The sequence below is a fragment of the Pseudomonas sp. TE21394 genome, assembly GCF_054057835.1.
On the sequence record NZ_JBSRZR010000001.1, the window covers coordinates 5,409,882 to 5,435,114 of the forward strand.

21 protein-coding genes and 4 pseudogenes are annotated in these 25,233 nt (G+C 64.0%); 12 read left to right on the top strand and 13 right to left on the bottom strand.

Annotation, left to right across the window (positions count from 1 at the left end; translation table 11 throughout):
• Positions 1 to 27: 27 nt before the first annotated feature.
• Entirely contained in the window at positions 28 to 882 is an 855-nt protein-coding gene (folD, locus tag ACVWZT_RS25025) for a bifunctional methylenetetrahydrofolate dehydrogenase/methenyltetrahydrofolate cyclohydrolase FolD (RefSeq protein ID WP_296234884.1), read from the top strand.
• A gap of 132 nt (positions 883 to 1,014) precedes the next feature.
• Here folD and ACVWZT_RS25030 read toward each other — a convergent pair whose 3' ends face one another.
• The 6 genes from ACVWZT_RS25030 to ACVWZT_RS25055 are packed head-to-tail and all read right to left on the bottom strand — an operon-like array spanning position 1,015 to position 6,934.
• Positions 1,015 to 2,754, bottom strand: coding sequence for an ABC transporter substrate-binding protein (locus ACVWZT_RS25030; RefSeq protein ID WP_457471972.1), 1,740 nt, complete (start codon positions 2,752 to 2,754; stop codon positions 1,015 to 1,017).
• A gap of 39 nt (positions 2,755 to 2,793) precedes the next feature.
• Positions 2,794 to 3,066: a DUF2160 domain-containing protein gene (locus tag ACVWZT_RS25035; protein ID WP_296234882.1), complete on the bottom strand. Its 273-nt coding sequence runs from the start codon at positions 3,064 to 3,066 to the stop codon at positions 2,794 to 2,796.
• 12 nt (positions 3,067 to 3,078) lie between these two features.
• A complete protein-coding gene (locus tag ACVWZT_RS25040; RefSeq protein WP_457471973.1) occupies positions 3,079 to 3,879 on the bottom strand; it encodes a carbohydrate ABC transporter permease in 801 nt (266 codons plus the stop codon).
• Positions 3,880 to 3,882: 3 nt separating this feature from the next.
• Positions 3,883 to 4,746: a carbohydrate ABC transporter permease gene (locus ACVWZT_RS25045; RefSeq protein ID WP_457471974.1), complete on the bottom strand. Its 864-nt coding sequence runs from the start codon at positions 4,744 to 4,746 to the stop codon at positions 3,883 to 3,885.
• A complete protein-coding gene (locus tag ACVWZT_RS25050) occupies positions 4,743 to 5,840 on the bottom strand; it encodes an ABC transporter ATP-binding protein (protein ID WP_457471976.1) in 1,098 nt (365 codons plus the stop codon). The genes ACVWZT_RS25045 and ACVWZT_RS25050 overlap by 4 nt, the downstream gene beginning before the upstream one ends.
• Positions 5,840 to 6,934 carry an ABC transporter ATP-binding protein gene (locus tag ACVWZT_RS25055; RefSeq protein ID WP_457471978.1) on the bottom strand — a complete coding sequence of 365 codons (1,095 nt, stop codon included), beginning with the start codon at positions 6,932 to 6,934 and terminating at the stop codon, positions 5,840 to 5,842. The genes ACVWZT_RS25050 and ACVWZT_RS25055 overlap by 1 nt, the downstream gene beginning before the upstream one ends.
• A 225-nt stretch (positions 6,935 to 7,159) precedes the next feature.
• Here ACVWZT_RS25055 and ACVWZT_RS25060 point away from each other — a divergent pair, with 225 nt between their 5' ends.
• On the top strand, positions 7,160 to 8,956 hold the full coding sequence (locus ACVWZT_RS25060) for a sigma-54-dependent Fis family transcriptional regulator (RefSeq protein ID WP_457471980.1): 1,797 nt from the start codon (positions 7,160 to 7,162) through the stop codon (positions 8,954 to 8,956).
• A gap of 35 nt (positions 8,957 to 8,991) precedes the next feature.
• On the opposite strand, the pseudogene ACVWZT_RS25065 reads toward ACVWZT_RS25060, so the two are convergent.
• From ACVWZT_RS25065 to ACVWZT_RS25075, 3 genes and pseudogenes are all read right to left on the bottom strand, one after another.
• Positions 8,992 to 10,681, bottom strand: a pseudogene (locus ACVWZT_RS25065) (putative bifunctional diguanylate cyclase/phosphodiesterase).
• Positions 10,682 to 10,694: 13 nt separating this feature from the next.
• The gene (locus tag ACVWZT_RS25070; protein ID WP_457472148.1) at positions 10,695 to 11,864 is read right to left on the bottom strand and encodes a methyl-accepting chemotaxis protein; all 1,170 of its coding nucleotides are present in this window, start codon (positions 11,862 to 11,864) and stop codon (positions 10,695 to 10,697) included.
• A 114-nt stretch (positions 11,865 to 11,978) separates the two neighbouring features.
• Positions 11,979 to 12,260: pseudogene (locus tag ACVWZT_RS25075) on the bottom strand (PAS domain-containing protein); the annotation flags it as partial.
• A gap of 456 nt (positions 12,261 to 12,716) precedes the next feature.
• On the opposite strand from ACVWZT_RS25075, the gene ACVWZT_RS25080 reads away from it, so the two are divergent.
• The 4 genes from ACVWZT_RS25080 (at position 12,717) to ACVWZT_RS25095 (ending at position 16,615) form a co-directional block, all read left to right on the top strand.
• Positions 12,717 to 14,027 carry a C4-dicarboxylate transporter DctA gene (locus tag ACVWZT_RS25080; RefSeq protein WP_296234870.1) on the top strand — a complete coding sequence of 437 codons (1,311 nt, stop codon included), beginning with the start codon at positions 12,717 to 12,719 and terminating at the stop codon, positions 14,025 to 14,027.
• A gap of 44 nt (positions 14,028 to 14,071) precedes the next feature.
• Complete coding sequence (locus tag ACVWZT_RS25085; RefSeq protein ID WP_296234869.1) at positions 14,072 to 14,776, top strand: FadR/GntR family transcriptional regulator; 705 nt, start codon at positions 14,072 to 14,074, stop codon at positions 14,774 to 14,776.
• Positions 14,777 to 14,792: 16 nt separating this feature from the next.
• On the top strand, positions 14,793 to 15,461 hold the full coding sequence (locus ACVWZT_RS25090; RefSeq protein WP_296234868.1) for a GntR family transcriptional regulator: 669 nt from the start codon (positions 14,793 to 14,795) through the stop codon (positions 15,459 to 15,461).
• A gap of 92 nt (positions 15,462 to 15,553) precedes the next feature.
• Entirely contained in the window at positions 15,554 to 16,615 is a 1,062-nt protein-coding gene (locus ACVWZT_RS25095; protein WP_457471982.1) for a hypothetical protein, read from the top strand.
• A gap of 39 nt (positions 16,616 to 16,654) precedes the next feature.
• Here ACVWZT_RS25095 and ACVWZT_RS25100 read toward each other — a convergent pair whose 3' ends face one another.
• Complete coding sequence (locus ACVWZT_RS25100) at positions 16,655 to 17,083, bottom strand: PACE efflux transporter (RefSeq protein WP_296234866.1); 429 nt, start codon at positions 17,081 to 17,083, stop codon at positions 16,655 to 16,657.
• Between the two features lie 103 nt (positions 17,084 to 17,186).
• On the opposite strand from ACVWZT_RS25100, the gene ACVWZT_RS25105 reads away from it, so the two are divergent.
• The 3 genes and pseudogenes from ACVWZT_RS25105 to ACVWZT_RS25115 all read left to right on the top strand — a co-directional run bounded on the left by ACVWZT_RS25105 (position 17,187) and on the right by ACVWZT_RS25115 (position 20,095).
• The gene (locus ACVWZT_RS25105; RefSeq protein WP_457471983.1) at positions 17,187 to 18,065 is read left to right on the top strand and encodes a LysR family transcriptional regulator; all 879 of its coding nucleotides are present in this window, start codon (positions 17,187 to 17,189) and stop codon (positions 18,063 to 18,065) included.
• Positions 18,066 to 18,208: 143 nt separating this feature from the next.
• Positions 18,209 to 19,240 (top strand): annotated as a pseudogene (gene mcpA / locus ACVWZT_RS25110) (methyl-accepting chemotaxis protein McpA); the annotation flags it as partial.
• 114 nt (positions 19,241 to 19,354) lie between these two features.
• Positions 19,355 to 20,095 carry a methyl-accepting chemotaxis protein gene (locus tag ACVWZT_RS25115; RefSeq protein ID WP_372241569.1) on the top strand — a complete coding sequence of 247 codons (741 nt, stop codon included), beginning with the start codon at positions 19,355 to 19,357 and terminating at the stop codon, positions 20,093 to 20,095.
• 62 nt (positions 20,096 to 20,157) lie between these two features.
• Here the strand turns inward: ACVWZT_RS25115 and ACVWZT_RS25120 are convergent, their stop codons facing one another.
• Entirely contained in the window at positions 20,158 to 20,295 is a 138-nt protein-coding gene (locus tag ACVWZT_RS25120) for a hypothetical protein (protein ID WP_457472156.1), read from the bottom strand.
• Between ACVWZT_RS25120 and ACVWZT_RS25125 the strand changes: the two are divergent.
• Positions 20,261 to 20,341 (top strand): annotated as a pseudogene (locus tag ACVWZT_RS25125) (helix-turn-helix domain-containing protein); the annotation flags it as partial. The gene ACVWZT_RS25120 and the pseudogene ACVWZT_RS25125 sit on opposite strands and share 35 nt — an antisense overlap.
• A gap of 151 nt (positions 20,342 to 20,492) precedes the next feature.
• Entirely contained in the window at positions 20,493 to 21,278 is a 786-nt protein-coding gene (locus ACVWZT_RS25130) for a sulfite exporter TauE/SafE family protein (protein ID WP_457471984.1), read from the top strand.
• A 3-nt stretch (positions 21,279 to 21,281) separates the two neighbouring features.
• Here the strand turns inward: ACVWZT_RS25130 and ACVWZT_RS25135 are convergent, their stop codons facing one another.
• Entirely contained in the window at positions 21,282 to 21,821 is a 540-nt protein-coding gene (locus ACVWZT_RS25135; protein ID WP_457472151.1) for a histidine phosphatase family protein, read from the bottom strand.
• Between the two features lie 186 nt (positions 21,822 to 22,007).
• Here ACVWZT_RS25135 and ACVWZT_RS25140 point away from each other — a divergent pair, with 186 nt between their 5' ends.
• A complete protein-coding gene (locus tag ACVWZT_RS25140; RefSeq protein WP_457471986.1) occupies positions 22,008 to 23,210 on the top strand; it encodes an MFS transporter in 1,203 nt (400 codons plus the stop codon).
• Positions 23,211 to 23,251: 41 nt separating this feature from the next.
• Here the strand turns inward: ACVWZT_RS25140 and ACVWZT_RS25145 are convergent, their stop codons facing one another.
• Entirely contained in the window at positions 23,252 to 25,060 is a 1,809-nt protein-coding gene (locus ACVWZT_RS25145) for an ABC transporter ATP-binding protein/permease (RefSeq protein ID WP_296234861.1), read from the bottom strand.
• Positions 25,061 to 25,233: the final 173 nt, after the last annotated feature.

Here is a 25,233-nt window from a genome sequence, read left to right on the forward strand (position 1 = left end):
TCCTTCTCGATGGTTAATCACGCGTCTATGACTGCACACCTAATCGATGGCAAGGCGATCGCCGCCAGCCTGCGCCAGCAGATCGCTCAACGTGTCGTGGAGCGTCGCCAGCAAGGCCTGCGTACACCCGGCCTGGCAGTGATCCTGGTCGGCACCGACCCCGCCTCCCAAGTCTATGTCTCGCACAAGCGCAAGGACTGCGAAGAGGTCGGTTTCATTTCGCAGGCGTTCGACCTGCCCAGCGACACCACGCAGCAGGCCCTGACCGAGCTGATCGACCGCCTCAATGACGACCCGGCCGTCGATGGCATCCTCCTGCAACTGCCGCTGCCGGCGCACCTGGACGCCTCGCTGCTGCTCGAACGCATTCGCCCGGACAAGGACGTGGACGGTTTCCATCCGTACAACATCGGCCGCCTGGCCCAGCGCATCCCGCTGCTGCGCCCGTGCACGCCGAAGGGCATCATGACCCTGCTGGAAAGCACTGGCCAGGACCTGTACGGCATGAACGCGGTCATCGTCGGCGCATCCAACATCGTGGGCCGCCCGATGGCCATGGAACTGCTGCTGGCCGGCTGCACCGTGACGGTCTGCCACCGCTTCACCAAGGACCTGGCCGGCCATGTCGGGCGCGCCGACCTGGTGGTCGTGGCTGCCGGCAAGCCGGGCCTGGTCAAGGGCGAATGGATCAAGCAAGGGGCCATCGTCATCGACGTCGGCATCAACCGCCAGGACGACGGCAAGCTGGTCGGCGACGTGGTCTACGAGACCGCCCTGCCGCGCGCGGGCTGGATCACCCCGGTGCCGGGTGGCGTCGGGCCGATGACCCGGGCATGCCTGCTGGAGAACACCCTGTATGCGGCGGAAGAGCTGCACAAATAACACCGCGTGATATGAAAACGGCACCTCTGACAGGTGCCGTTTTTTTGCCAGGCGTGGGAGGTGCAGTGCCTGGGACATCGCGCACGGCGCGGATGGCGCTCGATCCACGCACAAACCCCAAGCTTCAGCCGATCATTTCCTGGCCGCCTCCCACGACTTGAGCAGTTCGCTGTAGCTGACGGTCTCGCCCTTGGGCTTCTCGTTGGCCAGTTTCGGTTTCGGTGCACCAGGCTGGTCGAACCAGTACTGGGCATCCTTCTCCGGGTTCAACTTCGGCGCGCAGGTGGCCTGGGCGTTGGAACGCTGCAAGCGCTCCATCATCCGGTCCTGGTCGCGGGCCAGGCCGTCCAGGGCCTCCTGCGGGGTTTTCTCGCCGCTCGCCACCTCGGCGATATGGCTCCACCACAACTGCGCCAGGCGCGGATAATCCGGCACGTTGGTACCGGTCGGGGTCCACTGTACCCGCGCCGGGCTGCGATAGAACTCCACCAGCCCGCCCAGCTTGGGCGCCAAGTCGGTCATCGCCTGGGAGTTGATATCCGATTCACGAATCGGCGTGAGGCCGACGATGGTCTTTTTCAGCGACACGGTCTTGGATGTGACGAACTGGGCGTACAACCAGGCCGCCAGCCGTTGCTTCTCCGGGGTAGACTTGAAGAAGGTCCATGAACCGGTGTCCTGGTAGCCCAGCTTCATCCCCTCCTCCCAGTACGGCCCCTTCGGCGACGGCGCCATGCGCCACTTCGGCGTGCCATCGGCATTGACCACTGGCAAGCCGGGCTTGGTCATGTCGGCGGTGAACGCGGTGTACCAGAAGATCTGCTGGGCAATGTTGCCCTGGGCGGGCACCGGGCCTGCCTCGGAGAAGGTCATGCCCTGGGCTTCCTTGGGCGCATAGGCACGCATCCAGTCCACGTACTTCTGCGTGGCATAGACCGCAGCCGGGCCGTTGGTGTCGCCACCGCGAGTCACGCTGGAACCCACCGGGTGGCAGTCCTCCACACGAATGCCCCATTCGTCCACCGGCAGGCCGTTGGGCAGGCCCTTGTCGCCGCCACCGGCCATGGAGAACCAGGCGTCGGTGAAGCGCCAGCCCAGCGACGGGTCTTTCTTGCCATAGTCCATGTGGCCATAGACGCGCTTGCCGTCGATTTCCTTGACGTCTTCGGTGAAGAACCGGGCAATGTCCTCGTAGGCCGACCAGTTCACCGGTACACCCAGCTCGTAACCGTACTTTTCCTTGAACCTGGCCTTCAGCTCGGGCCGTTCGAACCAGTCGGCACGGAACCAGTACAGGTTGGCGAACTGCTGGTCGGGCAACTGGTAGACCTTGCCATCAGGCGCGGTGGTGAAGGAGATGCCGATGAAGTCCTTCAGGTCGAGGGTCGGCGAGGTGTAGTCCTTGCCCTCGTTGGCCATCAGGTCGGTGATCGATTCCACCTTGCCATAGCGAAAGTGCGTACCGATCAGGTCGGAATCGTTAACCCAGCCATCATAGATGTTCTTGTCCGACTGCATCTGGGTCTGCAGCTTTTCCACCACGTCGCCTTCCTGCAGCAGGTCGTGGGTCAGCTGGATACCGGTGATTTCACTGAAGGCCTTGGCCAGCACCTTGGACTCGTACTCATGGGTAGTGATGGTTTCGGACACTACATTGATCTTCATCCCACGGAACGGCTCGGCTGCCTTGATGAACCACTGGAGTTCGGCGAGTTGCTGTTCAGGGGTAAGGGTCGACGGCTTGAACTCGCTGCCGATCCATTTCTTCGCTGCGTCCTCGTACTGGTCGGCCCAGGCTGTGCCCTGCATGCTGGCCAGCACCAGCAACGCGGCCAGGGTCAAATGTCGCCTGTTGTACTTGTTGTCGAACATTGTGATCTCCCGTTTCAGTTATCCCACAGGGCCGCTCGCTCAGCCCCAGCGCAGTACCACCAGCAGCCACACCAAAGACAGCAGCGAGGCCACCCACAATGGCCACTCGCTGACACCAACCACCAGCAGATGCAGGTAGGCGCAAGCCAGCAGGCCGATGAACAAGCGGTCGCCACGGCTGGTAACCAGTGGTAGAAAGCCGCGTCGCTCCACGCAAGGCCGGCGCAGCTCGAGCAAGGTCATGCCCAGCAGCAGTACAGCCACGGCGGCGAAGAACAACGCCGTCGGCAAGGTCCAGGCCATCCACTCCATGCCCTACCCTCCTCAGACCCGGCCAAGGGCAAAGCCCTTGGCCACATGGTTGCGAACGAACCAGATCACCAGCATGCCGGGCAGGATGGTCAGAACGCCTGCCGCTGCCAGCACACCCCAGTCGATACCCGATGCCGACACGGTACGGGTCATCACCGCGGCGATCGGCTTGGCATCCACCGAGGTCAGCGTGCGCGCCAGCAACAGTTCGACCCAGGAGAACATGAAGCAGAAGAACGCCGTGACGCCGATGCCGGAGCCGATCAGTGGAATAAAAATTTTCATAAAGAAGCGCGGGAAGCTGTACCCATCGATGTAGGCCGTTTCGTCGATTTCCTTCGGCACACCCGACATGAAGCCCTCCAGGATCCACACCGCCAGCGGCACGTTGAACAGGCAGTGGGCCAGGGCCACGGCGATGTGGGTGTCGAACAGGCCGATCGACGAGTACAGCTGGAAGAACGGCAGCAGGAAGACCGCCGGCGGTGCCATGCGGTTGGTCAGCAGCCAGAAGAACAGGTGGCGGTCGCCGAGGAAGCGGTAGCGCGAGAAGGCGTACGCCGCCGGCAGCGCCACCAGCAGCGAAATCAGCGTGTTCAGGCACACGTAGTACAGCGAGTTGATATAACCGCTGTACCAGCTGGCATCGGTGAAGATCACCCGGTAGTTGTCGAGGGTGAATGCCTGCGGCCACAGGGTCAGGCTACCGAGGATCTCGGTATTGCTCTTGAACGACATGTTCAGCAGCCAGTAGATCGGCACTAGCAGGAAGAAAAAGTACAGCAGCAGGGCCAGCGATTTGCGTGTGCTCATGGCCTAGTCCTTGTCGGCATGGGTCATGGCTGTGTAGAACAGCCACGACACCAGCAGGATGATCAGGAAGTACACCAGCGAAAACGCCGCCGCCGGGCCCAGGTCGAACTGGCCCACGGCCATGCGCGTGAGGGTCTGGCTGAGGAAGGTGGTCGCGTTGCCGGGCCCGCCGCCGGTCAGCACGAAGGGCTCGGTGTAGATCATGAAGCTGTCCATGAAGCGCAGCATTACCGCGATCAGTAACACGTTCTTCAGCTTCGGCAACTGTATATGGCGGAACACCGCCCAGCCCGAGGCGCGGTCGATGCGCGCGGCCTGGTAATACACGTCGGGGATGGCGCGCAGGCCTGAATAGCACAGCAGCGCGACCAGCGAGGTCCAGTGCCAGACGTCCATCACCAGCACGGTGAGCCAGGCGTCGAACGGGTCGCCGGCGTAGTTGTAGCTGACCCCCAGCCTGGCGAGCGTGGCGCCGAGCAAACCGATGTCGGCACGGCCGAAGATCTGCCAGATGGTGCCGACCACGTTCCATGGGATCAGCAACGGGAGGGCCATGACGATCAGGCACACCGACGCCATGCGCCCCTTGGTCGGCATGGTCAGGGCAATGCCGATGCCCAACGGGATCTCGATCAGCAGCACGCAGGCGGAATAAATGAACTGGCGCAGCAACGCCTCATGCAGCGCTGGGTCGCGCAGCACCTGGCGGTACCAGTCGGCACCGACGAAGTAGCGGTTGGACTGGTCGAAAATATCCTGCACCGAGTAGTTGACCACGGTCATCATCGGCACCACGGCACTGAATGCCACCAGCAGAAACACCGGCAGCACCAGCCACCAGGCCTTGTTGTTGGGCACCTTGTTCATGGCGCGACCTCCAGCAGCACATCGTCGAGGTACAGCATCAACCACTGCGTCGGCAGGCTGACCCAGGCCTGAGCCAAAGGCAGTGGGCGGTCCTCAGCCTGGCGCGCCTTGAGCGCGACGCCGCCCAGCTCTAGGGTGACAATGCGGTAGGTGCCCAGGTCCTCGACGTCCAGCACCCGTGCCGGGTAGGCATCATCGAACGGGCTGTCCCACAACTGCACGAACTCGGGGCGGATGCCGACCTGCAAGCGCCCGCCTGCCGTTGCCGCCAGACGCTCACGCAAGCCATCCGGCAGTGGCAGGTGGATATCGCCGAAGCTCACCCCGTCCGCCTCGGCACGCACCTCGATCAGGTTCATACCCGGGCTGCCGATGAAGTAGCCGACGAAGGTGTGCCGCGGTCGCTCGAACAGCTCGCGCGGGGTGCCGAACTGGACAATGCGCCCACCGTGCATCACCGCGATCTTGTCGGCGAAAGTCGAGGCTTCCAGCTGGTCGTGGGTGACGTAGATCATGGTGATGTTGAACTGCTCGTGGATCTGCTTGAGCTTGCGCCGCAGCTTCCACTTCAGATGCGGGTCGATCACCGTCAGTGGCTCGTCGAACAGGATCGCCGACACGTCGTCGCGCACCAGGCCACGGCCCATGGAGACTTTCTGCTTTTCGTCGGCACTGAGGTTGCGCGCCTTCTTGCGCAACGCCGCGGTCAGGTCGAGCACCTCGGCAATCTCCTCCACCCGGGCGCGCACGCGGGCTTCGTCGAGCCCCTGGTTGCGCAGGGGAAACGCCAGGTTGTCGTACACCGACAGGGTGTCGTACACCACTGGAAACTGGAACACCTGGGCGATGTTGCGCGCCTGCGGCGGCAACTGGTTGACCGGCTTGCCATCGAACAGCACCTCGCCATGGGACGGCGTCAAAAGCCCGGAGATGATATTGAGCAAAGTCGATTTGCCACAGCCCGACGGCCCCAGCAAGGCATAGGCACCGCCCTGCTCCCACACATGGTCCAGCGCGTGCAGGGCATAGTCCGTCTCGCTGGCGGGCTGCAGGCTGTAACTGTGCGCCAGTTGGCGCAGACGGATTTCGGCCATCACCCTCTCCTCGCCTGGCGCAGCCCGGGGGCCTGCACCAGCGCCCCGGCACTGTCGAATACGAACAGCTTGTGGGTGGGAATGAACACACGGATCGGCGTGTCCACCTGATATTCGTGCACCCCTGGCAAATGCAGGGTCATGCGCCAGTGGTCGTTGCGCACATGCAGGAAAGTCTCCGAGCCACTGATCTCGGCAAGCTCGACCAGCACCGCCAGCTCCAGGTCATCGTCGTGGGCCGGCACCAGGCTGATGTGGCTGGGCCGCACGCCAAAGCGGTAATCGCCCTCGGCAAGCGACTGCAGGTCGGCATTGCGGGCGAAGTGCACGGCCTGGGCCAGGCTCACCTCGTTGCCGCTGATTTGGCCGGGTACCAGGTTGATCGGCGGCTCGGAAAACAGTTCGGCGGCCAGCACGCTGCCGGGGCGCTGATAGACCTCGGCGGTGGCCCCGCTCTGGACGATCCGGCCTTCGTGCATGAGGGTCGTGGTGCCGCCCAGCGCCAACGCCTCGTTGGGTTCGGTGGTGGCATACACGGCAATGCAGTGGCGCGCCGCGAACAGCTCGCGCAGTTCCTGGCGCAGGCCCTCGCGCAGCTTGTAATCGAGGTTGACCAGCGGCTCGTCGAACAGGATCAGCGAAGCATCCTTGACCAGCGCCCGGGCCATCGCCGTGCGTTGCTGCTGGCCACCCGACAGCTCCAGCGGCAGGCGTTGCAGGTAGGCTTCGATGCGCAGCATCTCGGCGGTTTCCTGCACCCGCCGACGGATCTCCGGTTCGGCGATGCGCGCCTGGCGCAGCGGCGAGGCGATGTTCTCGTACACGCTGAGGGTGGGGTAGTTGATGAACTGCTGATACACCATCGACACATTGCGCTGGCGCACCGGCACGCCGGTCACGTCCTGGCCATCCATCAGCACCCGCCCGCGGTCCGGGCGGTCGAGCCCGGCCATCAGGCGCATCAGGCTGGTCTTGCCGGCCAGGGTGCGGCCCAGCAGTACATTGAACGAGCCTGGTTCGAAGCGCAGCGAGGCATCGACGATCCAGGCCTGGTTGTCGACGCTGCGGCTGACCTGTTCCAGCACCAGGGACATGGCGTGGCCTTCTTGTGATTGTTGTTTGCCCGGGTACAGCCAGTTTCGTGCCAGTTACGCCGGACCCGTCTGGCCCGAGCCCTGCGCGGAAGCCTCGTCGAGGCACAGGTTCAGAATTGAACACAAGCGCTGAACAACTGAACACTCGCGGGTTTGACATTGAACAACTGTGAACGACACTGAACAGCGGTCGGCTCCATTACAACAATCACACAGGACAGGCCCATGGCCGCATCCGCTTCGACCCATGCCCAACTGATCCAGGCCTCCTGGGCCCGCTGCCGCGACCACGGCCTGCAACCCCAGCACGCCCCGGATTTCGACTGCCTGACCCGCGCCGAGCTGAGCGCCCTGCTGGAGCGGCGCCAGGTCCTGCTGCGCCTGACCCGCGAGGCGGTATTGCCGCATTACGCACACCTGCTGGGCAATGCCAGCTACCTGGTGATGCTGGCCGATGCCAGTGGCTGCCTGCTCGATACCTGGGGCTCGCGGCGCTTCATCGAGCCGCGTCAGCAGCACGGCTTCAGCGCCGGCGCCCACTGGCACGAGCGTGGCGTCGGCACCAACGCCCTGGGCACCGCACTGGTCTGCGCCGAGGCAATTCACGTGGGCCAGGACGAGCACTTCTTGCGCCAGAACCGCTATATGTCCAGCGCCGCCGCGCCACTGTTCGACGCGACACGGCAGCTGGTCGGAGTGCTCGACGTCGCCAGCGACGGCTACCTGCCCGCCAGCCAGACCCTTGGCCTGGTACGCATGATGAGCCAGAGCCTGGAGAACCGCCTGATCCTCGCCGAACATGGCGGCCGGCATGCCCAGCTGATGTTCAACAGCGCTTCCGACAACCTCGACAGCCCCTGGGCCGGCCTGCTGGTGTTCGACGAACAGGGCCAGGTGCTGGCGGCCAATCACCGGGCCGACAGCCTGCTCGGCGGCAACCCGCTCGGGCAGAACGTCGAGCATCTGTTCCAGCTGCCGCTGCGGCAACTGCTCAGCCACCCCCGGCAACAACCCTTCGCCTTGCAGGCTACCGGGCGCAACCGCTTTCATTGCCAGTGGCAGCCTGCCCCGGAGGCCGCCTGCCGCCCCACCGCCGGCAGCACCGACCCGCGCCTGGAGAGGGCCCTGGCGCAGGCCAGCCTGCTGCTGGAGAAGGACATCCCGGTGCTGGTGCAGGGGGAAACCGGCGTCGGCAAGGAAGTGTTCGTCGACACCTTGCACCGCGCCAGCAGCCGCGCAGGCCAGCCGCTGGTCGCGGTCAACTGCGCGGCAATCCCCGCCGAGCTGGTGGAGTCCGAGCTGTTCGGCTACGACAGAGGCGCGTTCACCGGTGCCCACCACAAGGGCAACCCGGGGCTGATCCGCAAGGCTGACCACGGCATCCTGTTCCTTGATGAAATCGGCGACATGCCGCTGCCGACCCAGGCCCGCCTGCTGCGCGTCCTGCAGTCACGCAGTATCCAGCCACTGGGCAGCGGCGAGCCGGTAGCCGTGGATATCCGCGTGGTGTCGGCGAGCAATCGTGACCTAGCCGAAGAGGTGCGTTCCGGGCGCTTTCGGCAGGACCTGTACTACCGCATCGCCGGGCTGGCAGTGCTGCTGCCGCCGCTGCGTGAACGCAGCGACCGGCGCCAGCTGATCGAGCAGGTGCATGCCCGATACCGCGACCCCCGGCAACCTGCACGGCTGCCGCCAGCCATTGTCGAGCTGTTCGACCAGCATCCTTGGCCAGGCAATATGCGTGAACTGGTAAGCGTGCTACAGGTCGCGCTGGCCTTGGCCGGCAGCGGCCCGGTCGGCCTGGAACACTTGCCTGCGGGTTTCCTGGCCGAAGCGCAGTTGCCAGTACCCCTGGCGCCAGCAGAAGCGGACTTGCAAGCGCTGGTGCAGCAGGCCAATGGCAATCTTTCGGCAGTGGCACGTGCCCTGGGGATCAGCCGCACCACGCTGTACAAGCGACTGCGGCAACTTCAGCCACCCGCAATGGCGCCGCAGCGCGCCACTCAACGCACCGGCCGCTGACCAGCAGACTCATGCTTGCCGCGCCGACCGACCTGTCATGGGTCGCGCCACTGCGTTGGCTGCCGGTAGGCCTGTGCCCAGTTCCCGACCTCACTGGCCGGCATCGGCCGGGCGATGCAGTAACCCTGCGCCAGTTCGCAACCCAGGCCCATCAGCACCCCGGCCGTGCTCGACGCTCTCAAGCCCTTCGGCAATTACTTCGCGGCCGAATGCCCGCGCCAGGCCGATCACCGCTCGGGTCAGGGCCAGGTCGTCCTGGTCGTGCAGGATGTCGCGCACGAACGACTGGTCAATCTTTATCGTCTGGGTCGGCAAACGTTTGAGATAGCTCAGCGACGAGTAGCCGGTACCGAAGTCATCCAGGGAAAAGCGCACGCCCAGCGCGCGGCAGGCGTCGAGGCAGCGGCCGACGTGCTCCAGGTTATCGATGGCCACCGACTCGACGATTTCCAGGTCCAGCCGCGCCGGGTCCACCTCCGGGTGCTCCGTCAGCAGCTGCCGCAGACGCTCGGCGAAGTCATTGCGCTGCAAGTGTCGCGCAGCGATGTTCACGCTCAACGACCATGGCCGTCCTTCGCGCTGCCAGGCTTGCAGCTGGCTCAGCGCCTGGTCGAGCACCCATTCGCCGATCTCGACGATCAGGTCGGTCTGCTCGACCCAGGGCAGGAAGTCGCCGGGCGGCACCAGCCCGCGCCCTGGCCGCTGCCAGCGCAGCAAAGCTTCGAAGCCCAGCACCTGACCGCTGCGCAGGTTGACCTTGGGCTGGAAATGCAGGCACAGCTCGTTGTTGTGCAGCGCACGGCGCACCCGCGCCACGGTCTGGTGAGTAGCCTTGAGCTCCTGCTCCTGGGTCACGTCGAACAGGTGGTAGCGGTTGCGCCCGCGCTGCTTGGCCACGTACATGGCCTGGTCGGCATGGCGCACCAGGGTGTCGGCATCCTCGTCGTCCTGTGGGTACAGGGTCACGCCGATACTGGCGCTGAGCGACAGGTGCTGCTCACGCACCACATAGGGCGCCGCCAATGCCCGCAGCACCCGGCCCAACGCCGCCGGCAACTGGCGACCTTCATCGACATCGCGCAGGATCAGCACGAACTCGTCTCCCGACAGGCGCGCCACGGCATCCCCTTCGCGCAGGATGTGCTTCAGGCGCTGCGCCACCTCAACCAGCAGCAAGTCACCCATGGCATGCCCGTAACCGTCGTTGACCGCCTTGAAGCCATCGAGGTCGAGCATGCACACCGCCAGCGCAAAGCCTTCGCGGCGCGAACAGGCCAAGGCCTGGTTCAGCAGGTCGGACAGATAGGCGCGGTTGGGCAGGCCGGTAAGCACGTCGTGGCCCACCCGCCATTGCAAGGTGTGCAGCAGCTGACGTTTCTCGGTGACGTCGAAGCGGATCGATACATACTTGCGCACCTGGCCGCTGAGCGGGTCGACCAGCGGCACCATGGTGCTGTCGACCCAGTACAACGAACCGTCCTTGGCGCGGTTGCAGATTTCGCCTTTCCATACACGGCCAGCGGCCAGGGCCCGCCACATGCCGACGAAGAACGCCGGTTCGTGCAAGCCGGAATTGAGGATGCGGTGGTTGGCGCCAAGCAGTTCTTCGGGGCTGTAACCCGAAATGCTGCAGAACTGCTGGTTGACGTAGGTGATGTTCCCGCGCAGGTCGGTTTCGGAAAAAATCGCGGCCGCGTCCACGGCCGCGCGATAGTTGTCATCCATAAAGCATCCTGCCTTAACGGTTGAAACGCTCCACAAGGGCACGCAATCCGGCGCACACCTGTTCCAGTTCGGCGCCGCGCGAGGCGGCGGCGTTGGCGCTGTGGGCGCTGTGCTGGGCGATGCCGGCCACGCCATTGATCTGCCGCGAGACGTCTTCGGCCACGGCCGACTGCTGCTGCGAGGCCGTGGCCATCTGCTGGCTCATGGCGCTGATGCGCTGCACCGCTTCACGGATGCCATGCAGCGCCTGGCGGGCTTCCTGCACTTGGGCGACGCCCTGCTCGGCACCGTCGATGCCTTGGCTGGCGATTGCCACGGCCTCCTCGGCACCACTGCGCAAGGCATCGATAATAGCCTGGATATGCAGGGTCGACTGCCGGGTTTTATCGGCCAGTGCCCGCACTTCATCCGCCACCACGGCAAAGCCACGGCCCTGCTCGCCGGCACGGGCCGCCTCGATGGCGGCATTGAGCGCCAGCAGGTTGGTCTGCTCGGCGATGCCGCGGATCATCCCGGTGGCCTCGGCAATCGAGCCAGTCTGGCCAGCCAGCTGCGTGACCGCCTGGTTGATCTGCGTCACGGTACCCGCCAGGGTGCGAATCGCCGCGCCGCTGGCATCGGCCACCTGGCTGCCCTGCTCGGCCAGCAGGTGCGCGGTATGCGCTTCGGCAGCGGTCAGCTGTACATGGCTAGCCACTTCGCCGATGGAGGCTGCCATCTGGTTCATGGCGGTCGCGCTCAGGTCGGTTTCTGCACGTTGCTGCAGCAGCGCCGCCTCGGTACTGCGCGACAGTTCACCGGCATCATGGGCAGCCACGGCCATCTGTGCCGCCAGGTCGCTCAACCGGGTCAGCGCAGTCTTCAGCCGCGCCTCCTCGCTTATCAGCATCAGCTGCAGTTGCCCGGCAGCACCGGGCAAGTCGCTGTAGGTCAAGGCGGCGACCGGGTCGGCGAAAGCGCCGTCGGCGCCCTGCACGATTAGCTGCAACTGGCGCCCCACGGTATTGCGTGCCAGCCACCCACAGGCCAGGAACAACCCCAGGGTCAGCCCTTGCGCTACCGGGCCAGGCCACAGCTGGTTGGCCCCCAGCGCCACCCCCCCGCCCGCAAACGGCACGGCCAGGTCGCGCGCCAGCAACAACAGGCGCCGTGGCCACGGCAACACGGCCTGGCCGTTGCGCATACGCGCATACAGGGCCTCGGCCCGGGCTACCTGTTCACGCGTCGGGCACACCCGTACCGACTCATAGCCCACCACACGCCCGGCCTCGAAGATCGGCGTGACGTAAGCGTTGACCCAGTAGTAATCGCCGTTGCGGCAGCGGTTCTTGACGATGCCCATCCAACTCTTGCCGGCCTTGAGGTGCCGCCACATCAGTTCGTATACCGCAGGCGGCATGTCCGGATGGCGCACCAGGTTGTGCGGGCTGCCGATCAGTTCGGCCTCGCTGTAGCCACTGATGGCGGCGAATTCAGGGTTGCAGTAGGTGATCAGGCTGGCCGTGTCGGTTGCAGAAATCAGCCGCTGATCAGCCGGGAAACGTTGCTCGACCGGGGTGACCGGGAGATTGAGACGCACTATGAGACTCCATTCATATAAACGCCAGACGCCAGCTCGCGGCCGATTATTGGGATAACCACCCCAAGCATCGGCCGCTTCGTGACTGACCGGTCGCGCGCGGATTCTACGAGTTCAGCGGCATAAAGCAAATAAACCTTATGAATCATGGCGTTATCGAAAAAAACGAGGTCGGCTGCAGCCTGGCAAGCGGATTGCAGCGGTGCTGACAGGCACTCGCTGAGGCCTTGTCTGATTCGCGCAAACGCCTGTACGGCATGCACTGAACTAGAGCCTCGCAGGCGAGCACGCCCGAAACTGGTCAGACCGGTAAGGCCAAAAATCCTTGCAATGTGAGATTTTTCGCGCTTTTATGGCGTCGCGCTGAACAAACCGGTAAGACCACAATAATTAAGTCCTGCGCTCTTTCGCCCCGTGCGGCTACCGAAGCAAGGACACCGATCAGAGACTCCTCCCATGCTCAAATGGTGCTCGCGTTCGATCTTCCTTCAAGTCGTGCTCGGCCTTGCCCTCGGCATCGCCTGCGGCCTCAGCTTCCCCGACCTTTCCCTGCAACTGAAACCGCTTGGCGACGGCTTCATCAAACTGATCAAGATGCTCATCGGCCTGATCGTGTTCTGTGTGGTAGTCAGCGGCATCTCTGGCGCTGGCGACCTGAAGAAGGTCGGGCGTATCGGCCTGAAGTCGGTGATCTACTTCGAAGTGCTGACCACCCTGGCGCTGGTGATAGGCCTGGTGTTTGCCTTCAGCAGCGGCATCGGCAGCGGCGCCAATATCCACCTGGACCAGCTGTCCAGTGCCGATGCCAGCAGCCTGGCCGAACGCGGCCAGCACATCCACGGTGCCACGGCGTTCTTCCTGGAGCTGATCCCCACCTCGGTAATCGGCGCCTTCGCTGACAACAACATCCTCCAGGTGCTGCTGTTCTCGGTACTGTTCGGCAGTGCGCTGAACCTGGTCGGCGATTCGGCAGCCGGCATCTCGCGGCTGATCAACGAGCTGAGCCACGTGATCTTCCGCATCATGGGCATGATCGTGCGCCTGGCGCCGCTTGGCGTGTTCGGCGCCATCGCCTTCACGACCAGCAAGTACGGCCTGGAATCGCTGCAACACCTCGGTGGGCTGGTGGCACTGTTCTACCTGACCTGTGCCGGCTTCGTGCTGATCGTGCTGGGCACGGTCATGCGCCTGTCGGGCCTGAAGCTGCTGCCGCTGATCAAGTACCTGCGCGAAGAGCTGACCATCGTCCTCGGCACGGCCTCTTCCGACGCCGTGCTGCCACAGGTCATGCGCAAGCTCGAACACCTGGGGATCGGTACTTCCACCGTCGGCCTGGTGATCCCTACGGGGTACTCGTTCAACCTCGACGGCTTCTCCATCTACCTGACCCTGGCCATTGTCTTCATCGCCAATGCCACCGGTACACCGCTGGCAATGACCGACCTGCTGACCATCCTGCTGGTGTCGCTGGTGACTTCCAAGGGCGCTCACGGCATCCCAGGCTCGGCGCTGGTGATCCTCGCCGCCACCCTGACCGCCGTGCCGGCGATACCGGTGGTCGGCCTGGTGCTGGTGTTGGCGGTGGACTGGTTCATGGGTATCGGCCGGGCGCTGACCAACCTGATCGGCAACTGCGTGGCCACCGTGGCCATTGCCCGCTGGGAGAAGGACATCGACCTGGAGCGGGCGCACAACGTGCTGGACGGCAAACCTGGTTTCGCGGCCACGCCGCGCAGGCAACCCAACAACCATCAACAGGAATTCTGAGCGAACGTGGCCGGCATTGGTGCCGGCCCTTCCAGGAGCAAACCGTGATCAGCTCATCGACCGTCGTCAACTCAGTGGTGGAAAAACTGCGCCAGGCCCTCGCCCGTGGCCAGTGGCGCAGCGGTGACATGCTGCCGGGCCAGCGCGAGCTGGCCGAACAACTGGGCATCAGCCGGCCGAGCCTGCGCGAAGCGGTGACCGTGCTGGAAACGCTGGGCCTGGTGCGCTCGCTGCCGGGCAAGGGCGTGCTGGTGCTGGACGCCGATGTCGCCGTTCAGGAGCCCATCCCGGACTCCAGCGCCGCGGCCAGCCTGGCCGACGTGCTGGAGCTGCGCTATACCCTCGAACCGTTCATCGTCGGCCTGGTGGCACAGTCGGCCAACAGCCAGGACATCGGCCAACTGCGCCTGACCCTCATGGATATGCGCGAAGCGCTGGAAGCCGCAGACAGCGAAGCCGGGGTCAGGGCCTACATTGCCTTCCATGAAGCCCTGTTCGCCCTGACCACCAACCCGATCTTCCAGAGCGTGGTGCAGCAGACCGGCAATGCCCTCAAGCAGAGCGCCGACATGCTGCGCAAGTCGCCAGAGCACCTCGCCGCCCGGCTGCAGGAAAACGAAGCGGTGGTGCGTGCCATCCGCGCACGCAATAGCGCCCAGGCCAGTGTCCAGATGCGCCAGCATATCCTCGCCGAAGGCTTGCGCATGGGCATCGCCCTGAACATTCCGGACGAACACCCGCATCCATGACCCCAGGAGAGCGACCATGAATGCCGCCCCTCACTTGCCGGCCCTGCTCGCGGCCGGCGAAACCCGCCTGTCGGCCGAGCAGATCTACCCGCGGCTGTTCGATGCCATTCTTGAACAGCGCCTGCCTCCCGGCAGCCTCCTGCCCGAACAGGCGCTGGGCCATGCGTTCGGCGTCAGCCGTACGGTAATCCGCCGCGTGCTCGGGCGCCTTTCCGACCAGCAGGTGGTGGTGCAGCGCCCCAGCCACACCGCGCACCTGGCCGCGCCCGACCCGGCGCAGGCACGCCAGGTACTGAGTGCCCGGCGTCTGGCCGAAACCACCTTGATCACCCTGGCCGCCCAGCGCGCCCGGCCGCTGCAGATACGCCAATTGCGGCAACTGGTGGAGCGCGAGCGCCAGCACCATGAAAGCGGTGAGCGCTGCGCAGCGATCCGCCTGGGCGGCGAATTTCACCTGAAGCTGGCCCAGGTGGCTGCCAATACGCCACTGGCACGCTTTCTCAATGGGCTGGTGCCGATGACCTCGCTGATCATCGCCCGCTACGAATCGCCGTGCTGCGACCACTGCGCATGGCAAGAGCACGCGGCGATCATTGATGCCGTGGAGCAAGGTGACGCCGAAGCGGCCCTGGCGTTGATGCACCAGCACCTCGACCGCTTGGAAGAAAAACTCGACCTGGAATAAAGCCTGCAGGAGCCGATGGGCTGCACGACAGCCCCCTCCAGGCGGCCCTATACTGCAATGACCACCTCGGCCTCTACCAAGGAGGCGGTTGCGTGAGCGTTCGAGTTCTTCTGCTGCCATGCTTGCTGCTGGCCCTCGCCGGTTGCGCGGGCAAGCGTCCGCCTGCCCCGCCGCCACCAGTGGTACTCACCGTCGCCACCTGGCAACGCATCGACCAGGAACTGATCGAGGCTTCGGCCGGTGCTGCCGGTTCGGCCAACGACTATGCCCGGCGCTCGATGCGAGTATGGAAGGAACAAGTACAGCAGCGTACCGAAAGCGACTTCATCCCATGGTTTACCGGCTACTGGACCCAGCAATGGCTGACCCTCAAAGTGGCCTGGTACAAGCTCGACAGCGGCGAAGGCCGCGAGCCGGCAGAAAAACGCCTGGCGGTGTACCTGCAGGAGCAGTACCACAAACGGGTGATCGAGCCAGTGGCCGAGCAGGTCAACCCAGAGGGCATTCGCGACCGTGCCTGCGAGCTGTACCTGCAACTGCTCGGCCAGCAACTGCCAGCCATCATCGGCCGCTACAACGCCCCTCCCGAGCAGTTCAGCCAACGCCTCAACCGCATTCCGGCCATCGCACTGGGACCACCGGATGCACGCAACGCCAGCCTGTACCAACTGCTACGGGCCAAGTCACTTGCCCAGCAACCGGCCTGGCAAGCCCTGCGCCAGCACTTGCATCAACAGGCGAGCAAAGGCCCCGGCAGGACAGATGTCGGGCTGAATTCAGTGGCCACACAGGCCAGCGAGAAGCTCGGCGCAACCTTGGCCCCACGCGGTATCGCCAGCGCCGTGGCGTCGGCCGTAGGCAAGGTGGCGGGGGCGATGATTTCGCTTGCCGCAGCCGGCTACGGGATGATGACCCATGACCGCGAACACCCGCAGATGGTCGAGCAGTTGCGGGTGATCCTCAACGTGGCGTTGAACCAGGAATGGCAAGAGCTGATGGAGAACCGCCAAAGTGGTGCCATGGCGGGCGTGTACTACCTGTCCGGGCAGGTTGAGGACAGCCTGCTGGCGAGTGCGCAACGGCCAGCCGAACAAGCAGTCGAGCAACAGGTGAAACAGCAACAGGAGCCTTTGATCATACGCCTGCCGCCTTAGAGCCCGCCTGTACCGCCCCTGTCGCTGACACAGGCGGCATCAGGCTGGCGCCATGGCCGAGCTGGGCAAGCCGAAGATCCGGTCGAACGCCCAGTTGTAGGCAAAGGTGTAGCACGGCACCAGCACAATGAAGGCCATGTCCACCAGTAACGCCTGCAACAGTGTCATGTCTAGCCACCAGGCAATCAGCGGTATCAGGTAGACCACCAGGGTCAGCTGGAAGCCGATGGCATGCGCCAGGCGTCGCGCCACGCTGCGCCCGCGTGTGGCCTGGCGGCTTTCCCAGCACTCGAACAGCGTGTTGTAGATAAGGTTCCAGAGCATGGCGATGGTGGTGATCATGACCGCCAGAGGCCCGGTATGCGAAGCCTGGGTATCCGACAGGTAGGCCAGCCCGAGGGTCGACATGCACAACCCGATCAGTTCATAGAAAGCCACGTAGACCAGTTTGCGTTTGAGTCCCTGCACGGGGTTACCTCTTGATGTCGAAAAAACGATGGGGTGCGATCATGCTTCATCGTTCTTGACAGAAAAAGTCAGCAGCTGTCAGATCCACTGAAAGGAGGCTGCCATGAACTTTTCCAGCGACAACATCCAGCTGTTTCTCGCCGTGCTCGACCGCGGTTCGTTTTCCGCCGCCGCGCGCATGCTGCAGCGCGTGCCTTCGGCGGTGAGCATGGCCATTGCAAACCTTGAGGCTGAACTGGGCTACAGCCTTTTCCAACGTGGCCCGCGCGAGGTGCGTCCGACCGCACAGGCGCTGGCCCTGGAACCCCACGCCCGGCTGATCGCCGAGCAATTGGGGCTGCTGCAGGTACATGCACTGGAGCTGTCCCAGGGCCTGGAAAGCAGCCTGACCCTGGCGGTAGTGCCGGATGTCGACCACCGTCCACTGCTGGCCGCCATCGCCAGCCTCGGTGAACGCCACCCGCTGTTGGACATCGCCCTGCTCAGCGCCCCGCAGGAAGAAGCCCTGCAGCTCCTGGACAGCGGCCGTGCCGACCTCTGCGTGGCCTTTGCCGGGCTGCAGGTCGATGTCCGCCGCGGCTTCCAGCACATTGGCATGGAGTCGCTGGTAGCCACCTTGTCCCCTGCCCACCCGGCCTTGCACGATGGACGCATCCAGTACCTCGAGGACTTGACCCGGGTGCGCCAGATCCTGGTCCGCAGCCGCGACTTGCCGCTGAGCGACCCGCGCCCGCTGATCGGTGCCACGCACTGGTCCACTGACAGCTTCGACCTCGCCCTGCAAATGGTCGAGGCCGGGCTGGGCTGGGGCGACCTGCCGCTGTCGCGGGTCGCGCCATTGCTGGCCTGCGGTCGCCTGGTGCGGCTGGATTTCCACAACACGCGCAACGAGTTGCAGTTACCGGTACACATCCTCTGGCGCAAGCAACAACCGCTGCGACAGGGCGCTCGCCTGTTGATCGAGCAGCTGTGCAGCCGGTGAATACCGCCCGTCGAAACGGCTGTCAGAAATTTCCTTAGGCGCTTCAACCTTTTACCGCGCACGCCGATATCCCTAACGATAGGTTCCGCAGTGTGTCATGAGCGCGCTGCGCTCCTCCCCTCAATGGCCCAAGGTCTCGAAACATGAACCTGAAATTTCGCCACAAGATCCTGCTCAGCGCCTGCGGTGTCGTGGTCCTGGCATTCGCCCTGTTCACGCTCTACAACGACTACCTGCAGCGCAACACCATCCGCCAGAACATCGAGGCCTCGGTACAGCAGTCCGGTGCACTGACTGCCAGCAGCGTGCAGAACTGGATGAGCGGGCGCATCCTGGTGCTGGAAAACCTGGCCCAGGATATCGCCGAGCAAGGTGCCGGTGACAACTTGGCGGGGCTGATCGAGCAACCTTCCTACACACGCAATTTCCTGTTCACCTACCTCGGCCAGGCCAACGGCGCATTCACCCAGCGCCCCGATGCGCAGATGCCCGCTGGTTATGACCCACGCCAGCGGCCTTGGTATGGCGCTGCAGCCAACGCCGGGCAGACGGTACTGACCGCTCCGTACCAAGGTGCTGTTGGTGGCCTGATGGTCACCATCGCCACGCCGGTGAAGAGCAAGGCCAGTGGCGAGCTCATGGGCGTGGTCGGCGGTGACGTGACCCTCGATACCCTGGTCGAGATCATCAACTCGGTCGATTTCGGCGGCATTGGCCATGCCTTCCTGGCCGACAGCAATGGCCAGGTGATCGTCAGCCCCGACAAAGACCAGGTGATGAAGAACCTGAAGGATATCTACCCTGGCAGCAACCTGCGGGTTGCCACCGGCATGCAGGACGTCATCCTCAATGGCCAGGACCGCATCATCTCCTTCGCCCCGGTGGCCGGCCTGCCTTCGGCGCAATGGTACATCGGCCTGTCGATCGACAAGGACAAGGCCTACGCCGCGCTCAGCCAGTTCCGCACCTCGGCGATCATCGCCATGCTGATCGCCGTGGCTGTCATCGCCGGCCTGCTCGGCTTGCTGATCCCGGTGCTGATGAGCCCGCTGACCACCATGGGCCGCGCCATGCGTGACATTGCCGAGGGCGAAGGTGACCTTACCCGTCGCCTGACCGTGCAGAACAAGGACGAATTCGGCGAGCTGGCCAGCTCGTTCAACCGCTTTGTCGAGCGCATTCACGCCTCGATCAGCGAAGTGTCCTCGGCCACCCGCCTGGTGCACGACCTGTCGGAGAAAGTGATCAACGCCTCGAACGCTTCGATCATCGGCTCTGAAGAGCAGAGCATGCGCACCAACAGCGTCGCAGCGGCAATCAACCAACTGGGGGCTGCCACCCAGGAAATCGCCCGCAACGCCGCCGATGCTTCGCAGCATGCCAGTGGTGCCAGCGAACAGGCCCATGGTGGCCGTGAGGTGGTCGAAGAGGCGATCAATGCCATGACCGCGCTGTCGCAGCGCATCAGCGAATCTTGCGCGCAGATCGAAACGCTCAATGCCAGCACCGACGAAATCGGCAAGATCCTCGATGTGATCAAAGGCATCTCGCAGCAGACCAACCTGCTGGCGCTGAACGCCGCCATCGAGGCAGCCCGTGCCGGTGAAGCCGGCCGTGGCTTTGCCGTGGTGGCCGACGAGGTCCGTAACCTGGCGCACCGTACCCAGGAATCGGCGGAAGAGATCCACCGCATGATCACCAGCCTGCAGGTCGGCTCGCGGGAAGCGGTGCACACCATGAACACCAGTCAGGTTTCCAGCGAGCAGACCGTGCAAGTGGCCAACCAGGCCGGCGAGCGCCTGGCCAGCGTGACCCAGCGCATTGGTGAGATCGATGGCATGAACCAGTCGGTGGCGACCGCTACCGAGGAACAGACCGCCGTGGTCGAGAGCCTCAACCTGGACATCACCCAAATCAACGCGTTGAACCAGCAAGGGGTGGAAAACCTCAACGAGACCCTGCGCCATTGCGACCAACTGGCCCAGCAGGCCGGGCGTCTGAAGCAGCTGGTGGGCAGCTTCAGGATCTGACCCTTGGGCCCAGGCGGCAACAACCGGTTGCCGCCTGGGCCGCCTCTACGCCACCGTCGCTTTCACAGCCCTGCCCCGCCGTACGACAACATCGGCATCGGCAGGTCCGCCACGCTGTCCAGACGTGACATCGCCCCACTCAAGGTGGCCATGGCTTCGATGTTGCACCCGATCGCTGGCGACTTTCCCGAGCGCCACATGACACCGAACCATGCACGTATCATCGCGCGCGAGCGTGGCCATTTCGGTGTTGACCGATCGCTGAGCCGCGCTGTCGGGCAACTGGGCGGGGCCAACCTCGGTTATAACCTAATAACGAACAAGTCTATTTGGCTATAAAAAAATCTATATGCTGGCTGCATCCGATAACGGGCAAAGTTGGGCAGTCGAGTAGCGTATGGATGTAGGTTCTTTCGGTTTCACCATTGCGGGACTGATCGTGGGTTTCATCGTCGGCATGACCGGCGTCGGTGGCGGTTCGCTGATGACCCCGATCCTGTTGTGGTTTGGCATCAGCCCGGCAACGGCCGTCGGTACCGATCTGCTCTATGCTGCCGTGACCAAGGCCAGTGGCGTCTGGGTGCATGCACGCAACAACAACGTCGACTGGAAGATTACCGGCCTGCTCAGCCTTGGCAGCGTGCCCGCAGCGGCGCAGACCCTGTGGTTCCTCAGCACCCTGCATACCGACACCTCGGCACTCAACGCCATCATCAAGCAAGGCCTGGCGGTGGTGCTGATCCTGACCGCGCTGGCCATCCTGTTCAAGTCACGCCTGCAAGCCTTCGCCAGCCGTCATGCTGGTGACCACTATCACCTCAGCGACCGCAGCCTCAACGTCCTCACCGTCCTCACTGGCGTGGTGCTCGGGGTAATGGTCACCCTCACCTCGATCGGTGCCGGCGCCCTGGGTACCGTGGCGTTGTTCCTGCTGTACCCGTTCCTGGTCACGCGCCGCCTGGTCGGTACCGAAATCGCCCATGCCGTGCCGCTGACCCTGGTGGCGGGCCTGGGCCACGCAGGTATGGGCAACATGGACTGGTCGCTGCTGGGTTACCTGTTGCTGGGCTCGCTGCCGGGCATCTACCTTGGCAGCCACCTCACCGGGAGGGTTTCCGACCGCGTGCTGCGCCCGTGCCTGGCGGCGATGCTGTTGCTGATCGGCTACAAGCTGGCGTTCTGAACCTCACCCCAGGCGCAAGCGCCACTGCCCGGTAAAACTCAGCGCTAGCCGCGACAGCGGCAACACGTCGATCCGCTGGGCGGCACTCAACGGGCAGCCGAGTACCTCTACCAGCACCGCGCGCATGACCAACGGGTGGGTGACCGCCAGCCATTCTCCCGGCCTGTCGAAAGCCGCCAACCAGGCGGCCATGCGCTGGCAAAGCGCAACGAACGATTCACCCCCATGCACGTTGCTGGTCGGGCTCTGCAGCCACTCGGCCAATGCCTGCGGTTGCTCGGCCTGCAACTGCTTCAGTGGCAGCCCGTGCCAATGCCCCAAGTCGCAATCGGCCAGCGCCGCCTCGACCTCCACCTGGCCTGACAACAATGCCGCCGTTTCGCAGGCCCGCCGCTCCGGCGCAGTCAGCACCGAAACCCCGGAAAGGTCAGCGAAAGGCTGCTCGGCCAAGGGCAGGATACCGTCGTCGGCATGCTGCAGACGTCCGGTCTTCTGGGCGTGGGTCAGGGCATGGCAGATCAGGGTCAGGCGCACGGCTTTCACCGGTTTTTTCTCACGCGTGGCAGGGGATGCATGGTTTACCATGCCGGAGCAGTTCTTGCCGCTACAATCGTGCTCGGGAGCCACTGTCGCGACACAAGAAGCCTGGCGGGTAGGTGCCAGCCAGCATTTGCATCCTGCGCGCTGGCTCCTACAGTTTGGAGCGTAGCGATCCTGCAGATACCCGCGATGCACAGCCGCGAGCAAAGCCGCCCGATGGGCGCCAGCAAACACCTGCTGAAGATCCCCCGCAGCGTCTGGGCGTTGGGCTTCGTGTCGATGTTCATGGATATTTCTTCGGAAATGATCCACGCCCTGCTGCCGTTGTACATGGTCACGGTGCTCGGCACCTCGGTGGTAGCAGTGGGTGTGATCGAGGGTATCGCCGAGGCGACCGCCTCGATCACCAAGGTGTTTTCTGGCGCCCTGAGCGACCGCTTGGGCAAACGCAAGCTGCTGACAGTGCTGGGCTATGGCCTGGGGGCGCTGACCAAGCCGGTATTCCCCTTGGCCTCGGGGCTGGAGTGGCTGGTCGCGGCGCGTTTCGTCGACCGGGTCGGCAAAGGTATCCGCGGAGCGCCGCGGGACGCGCTGGTGGCCGATGTCACGCCGGTCGAACTGCGCGGCGCCGCCTTCGGCCTGCGCCAGGCACTCGACACCGTCGGTGCGTTCCTTGGGCCGTTGCTGGCGATCGCCTTGATGTGGTTCACGGCAAGCCATTTCCAGACGGTGTTCTGGGTGGCGGTGATTCCGGCGTTCCTGGCGGTGTATATCCTCATCGCCTTCGTGCATGAGCCCGAAACGCCAGCCACCTCCAGACCGGTGCGATCACCGCTGGCAGTGCATGCCCTGGTCCGCCTGGGGCCGGCGTATTGGCGGCTGATCAGCCTGGCCACCCTGTTCACCCTTGCTCGCTTCAGCGAGGCGTTTTTATTGCTGCGCGCACAGGACATGGGCCTGGCGCCGTTGTGGGCACCGGCGGTGCTGGTGCTCATGGCCTTGGCCTACTCGCTGTCGGCCTACCCCGCAGGTGCCCTGTCGGACCGCCTGGGTCGCCGGGCCGTATTGATGTTGGGGCTGGGCCTGCTGATCGCCGCCGACCTGCTGCTGGCCTTGCTGCCAAGCTGGGCCGGGCTGGCCCTGGGGGTTGCCGCCTGGGGGCTGCACCTGGGTTTCAGCCAAGGCATTTTTGCCGCCATGATTGCCGACAGCGCGCCCGTCGACTTGCGCGGTACGGCTTTCGGACTGTTCAACCTGCTGACCGGAGTGGCGCTGCTGGCGGCCAGCGTGGTCGCTGGACTGCTGTGGGATGCAGCCGGTTTCCATGCAACCTTCCTGGCCGGCGCGGGGTTTGCCGGCTTCACGCTGCTGGGCATGGCATTGCTGCGCTGAGGCCGGCTGAAGGCCCATTCACGGTTGTGCGCTGAAACCCACTACACCAGCGCCGGGTGCTGCTCCAATAGTGACCATCCACCCTGCCCATCCACCTCCAGACGATGAGTATGGAACTCGGCCAACGTGCTGCGGTGCCCGACACTGACCAGCAAGGTGGTTGGCATTTCCGTGCGCAACAGCGAGTACAAGGTATGCTCGAGACCTTCGTCCATGGCGGATGTGGACTCGTCGAGGAACACCACCTGGGGCCGATTGAACAGTACCCGCGCGAACGCCAGGCGCTGCTGTTCGCCAACCGAGAGAATGTGTGACCAGTCACAATTGACTTCCAACCGCTCGGCGAGATGGCCAAGATTGACCTGGCGCAGCACCTGCTGCATGCGTGTTGCGTCTTCCGGGTTGCCAGCCTCCGGGTAGGCAATGACAGCGCGCAGATCGCCCAGCGGCAGGTAAGGCCGCTGCGACAGGAACAATGCCTGATGGCCCATCGGCCGCCTGACCATGCCTTTGGCATACGGCCAGAGGCCCGCCAGCGCACGTAGCAGCGTGGTCTTGCCGCTGCCGGACGGGCCCTTGATCAGCAGGGCCTGGCCGGCGCGCAGGTCAAGATCCAGATCGGCGATCAGGGTGTGCCCGTCCGGGCGCAGCACCTGCAACTGAGTGATCTCCAGGGCGTGCGCCTGGTCTTGGGTAGTAATACGTGGCAAGGCACTCGCCTGCTCGTTGGCATCGAGGAAACCGGTAAGACGATCGAGGGTCGCCCGATACTGGGCGAACGCATCATAGGATTCGCGGAAAAACGACAACGAATCCTGCACCTGGCCGAAGGCCTGGGAGGTCTGCATGACATCGCCCAGCTTGATCGCCCCGCTGAAAAAGCGTGGGGCCTGGAGAATGAACGGAAATACCACCGCAACCTGACTGACACCCAGGTTGAAACCGCTGAACTTGAGGTTTCGGTAAACCAGTGCCCAAGCGTTCAGGATCAAGGCGCCAAAGCGACCCAGCAAGGTGCCACGCTCTACTTGCGCCCCCTGGTAGAAGGCAATGTTCTCGGCGTTCTCGCGCAGGCGCATCAGGGCATAACGGAAGTTGGCGGTGAGCTTCTCATTGAGGAAGTTCAGACGAATCAGTGGACGGCCGAGGCGGAAGGCAATCCAGGTAGCTACGATGACATACAGGTACACAGCAAATACCATCGCCCGCGGGATCTCCATGCCGGCGACCGCCAGTGGGGCGGACAACCCCCAGAGGATTCCGGTGAAGGCCACCAACGACACCAGCGCACTGACCGCGCCCAGGGCCAGGGTTACCGAGTTGCTGACGAAGGCGTTGACGTCGAGTTCGATACGCTGGTCAGGGTTGTCTACCGGCTCAGCGAGGAACTGGCCACGGTAGTAGGCATCACCCTGCATCCAGTCGTGGGTAAGGCGCTCGGTCAGCCAGACCCGCCATTTGATGCTGAACGCCTGGCTTACATAAAAGTTGAACAGCGAGCGTAGTACATGGATGGTGGCCAATATCGCGAAGACACCGAGCAGGTACCAGAAGGCAGCTTGGTCAAGGCCCTGCAAGGCGCTGTAGAAGCCGTTGTACCAGAACGAGAACAGCACGTTCAGGCGCACCGAGAACAAGGTCAGTACGAGTAGCAGTGCGAATACCAACAGCGGTTGCCAGCTGCGTCTGACATTGAAATATGGCCCGGCAAGCTGCCAGAACTGCCTGCCCCAGCGCGTATAGCGGGCGGCCAGCGTGGCGATTGCAGCAAAACAGACAAAGGTGGTGAACGAGGCGATTGCCAGCCAGCTCAGGCTCTCTTGCAGGGCCTGGTGCCAGTTCATTTCCATGGTGGGTTTCCGTGCTGAGTGTTTCCGTGAGCGTAACACTGTGCGCGGATTCCTCAGCCCTAAATGACGCACTTTTCATGATTGCGGTTCAGCGCTGCGCGTACTTGGTGCAGGAGCGCGCATGCCTGAGGACTTTTGCGCCAAAAAGACAAAACCCCTACCTGCATACGCAG

Bases quoted from the DNA above. Each gene is read 5' to 3' on its own strand.
- ACVWZT_RS25105 (WP_457471983.1), top strand. From the start codon at position 17,187: ATGAACTTTTCCAGCGACAACATCCAGCTGTTTCTCGCCGTGCTCGAC.
- ACVWZT_RS25055 (WP_457471978.1), bottom strand. From the start codon at position 6,934: ATGTCCCTGGTGCTGGAACAGGTCAGCCGCAGCGTCGACAACCAGGCC.
- ACVWZT_RS25070 (WP_457472148.1), bottom strand. From the start codon at position 11,864: ATGCGCAACGGCCAGGCCGTGTTGCCGTGGCCACGGCGCCTGTTGTTG.
- ACVWZT_RS25060 (WP_457471980.1), top strand. From the start codon at position 7,160: ATGGCCGCATCCGCTTCGACCCATGCCCAACTGATCCAGGCCTCCTGG.
- ACVWZT_RS25030 (WP_457471972.1), bottom strand. From the start codon at position 2,754: ATGTTCGACAACAAGTACAACAGGCGACATTTGACCCTGGCCGCGTTG.
- ACVWZT_RS25145 (WP_296234861.1), bottom strand. From the start codon at position 25,060: ATGGAAATGAACTGGCACCAGGCCCTGCAAGAGAGCCTGAGCTGGCTG.
- ACVWZT_RS25040 (WP_457471973.1), bottom strand. From the start codon at position 3,879: ATGAGCACACGCAAATCGCTGGCCCTGCTGCTGTACTTTTTCTTCCTG.
- ACVWZT_RS25035 (WP_296234882.1), bottom strand. From the start codon at position 3,066: ATGGAGTGGATGGCCTGGACCTTGCCGACGGCGTTGTTCTTCGCCGCC.
- ACVWZT_RS25045 (WP_457471974.1), bottom strand. From the start codon at position 4,746: ATGAACAAGGTGCCCAACAACAAGGCCTGGTGGCTGGTGCTGCCGGTG.
- ACVWZT_RS25140 (WP_457471986.1), top strand. From the start codon at position 22,008: ATGCACAGCCGCGAGCAAAGCCGCCCGATGGGCGCCAGCAAACACCTG.
- ACVWZT_RS25130 (WP_457471984.1), top strand. From the start codon at position 20,493: ATGGATGTAGGTTCTTTCGGTTTCACCATTGCGGGACTGATCGTGGGT.
- ACVWZT_RS25080 (WP_296234870.1), top strand. From the start codon at position 12,717: ATGCTCAAATGGTGCTCGCGTTCGATCTTCCTTCAAGTCGTGCTCGGC.
- ACVWZT_RS25090 (WP_296234868.1), top strand. From the start codon at position 14,793: ATGAATGCCGCCCCTCACTTGCCGGCCCTGCTCGCGGCCGGCGAAACC.
- ACVWZT_RS25050 (WP_457471976.1), bottom strand. From the start codon at position 5,840: ATGGCCGAAATCCGTCTGCGCCAACTGGCGCACAGTTACAGCCTGCAG.
- ACVWZT_RS25115 (WP_372241569.1), top strand. From the start codon at position 19,355: ATGCGCACCAACAGCGTCGCAGCGGCAATCAACCAACTGGGGGCTGCC.
- folD (WP_296234884.1), top strand. From the start codon at position 28: ATGACTGCACACCTAATCGATGGCAAGGCGATCGCCGCCAGCCTGCGC.
- ACVWZT_RS25120 (WP_457472156.1), bottom strand. From the start codon at position 20,295: ATGTGGCGCTCGGGAAAGTCGCCAGCGATCGGGTGCAACATCGAAGCC.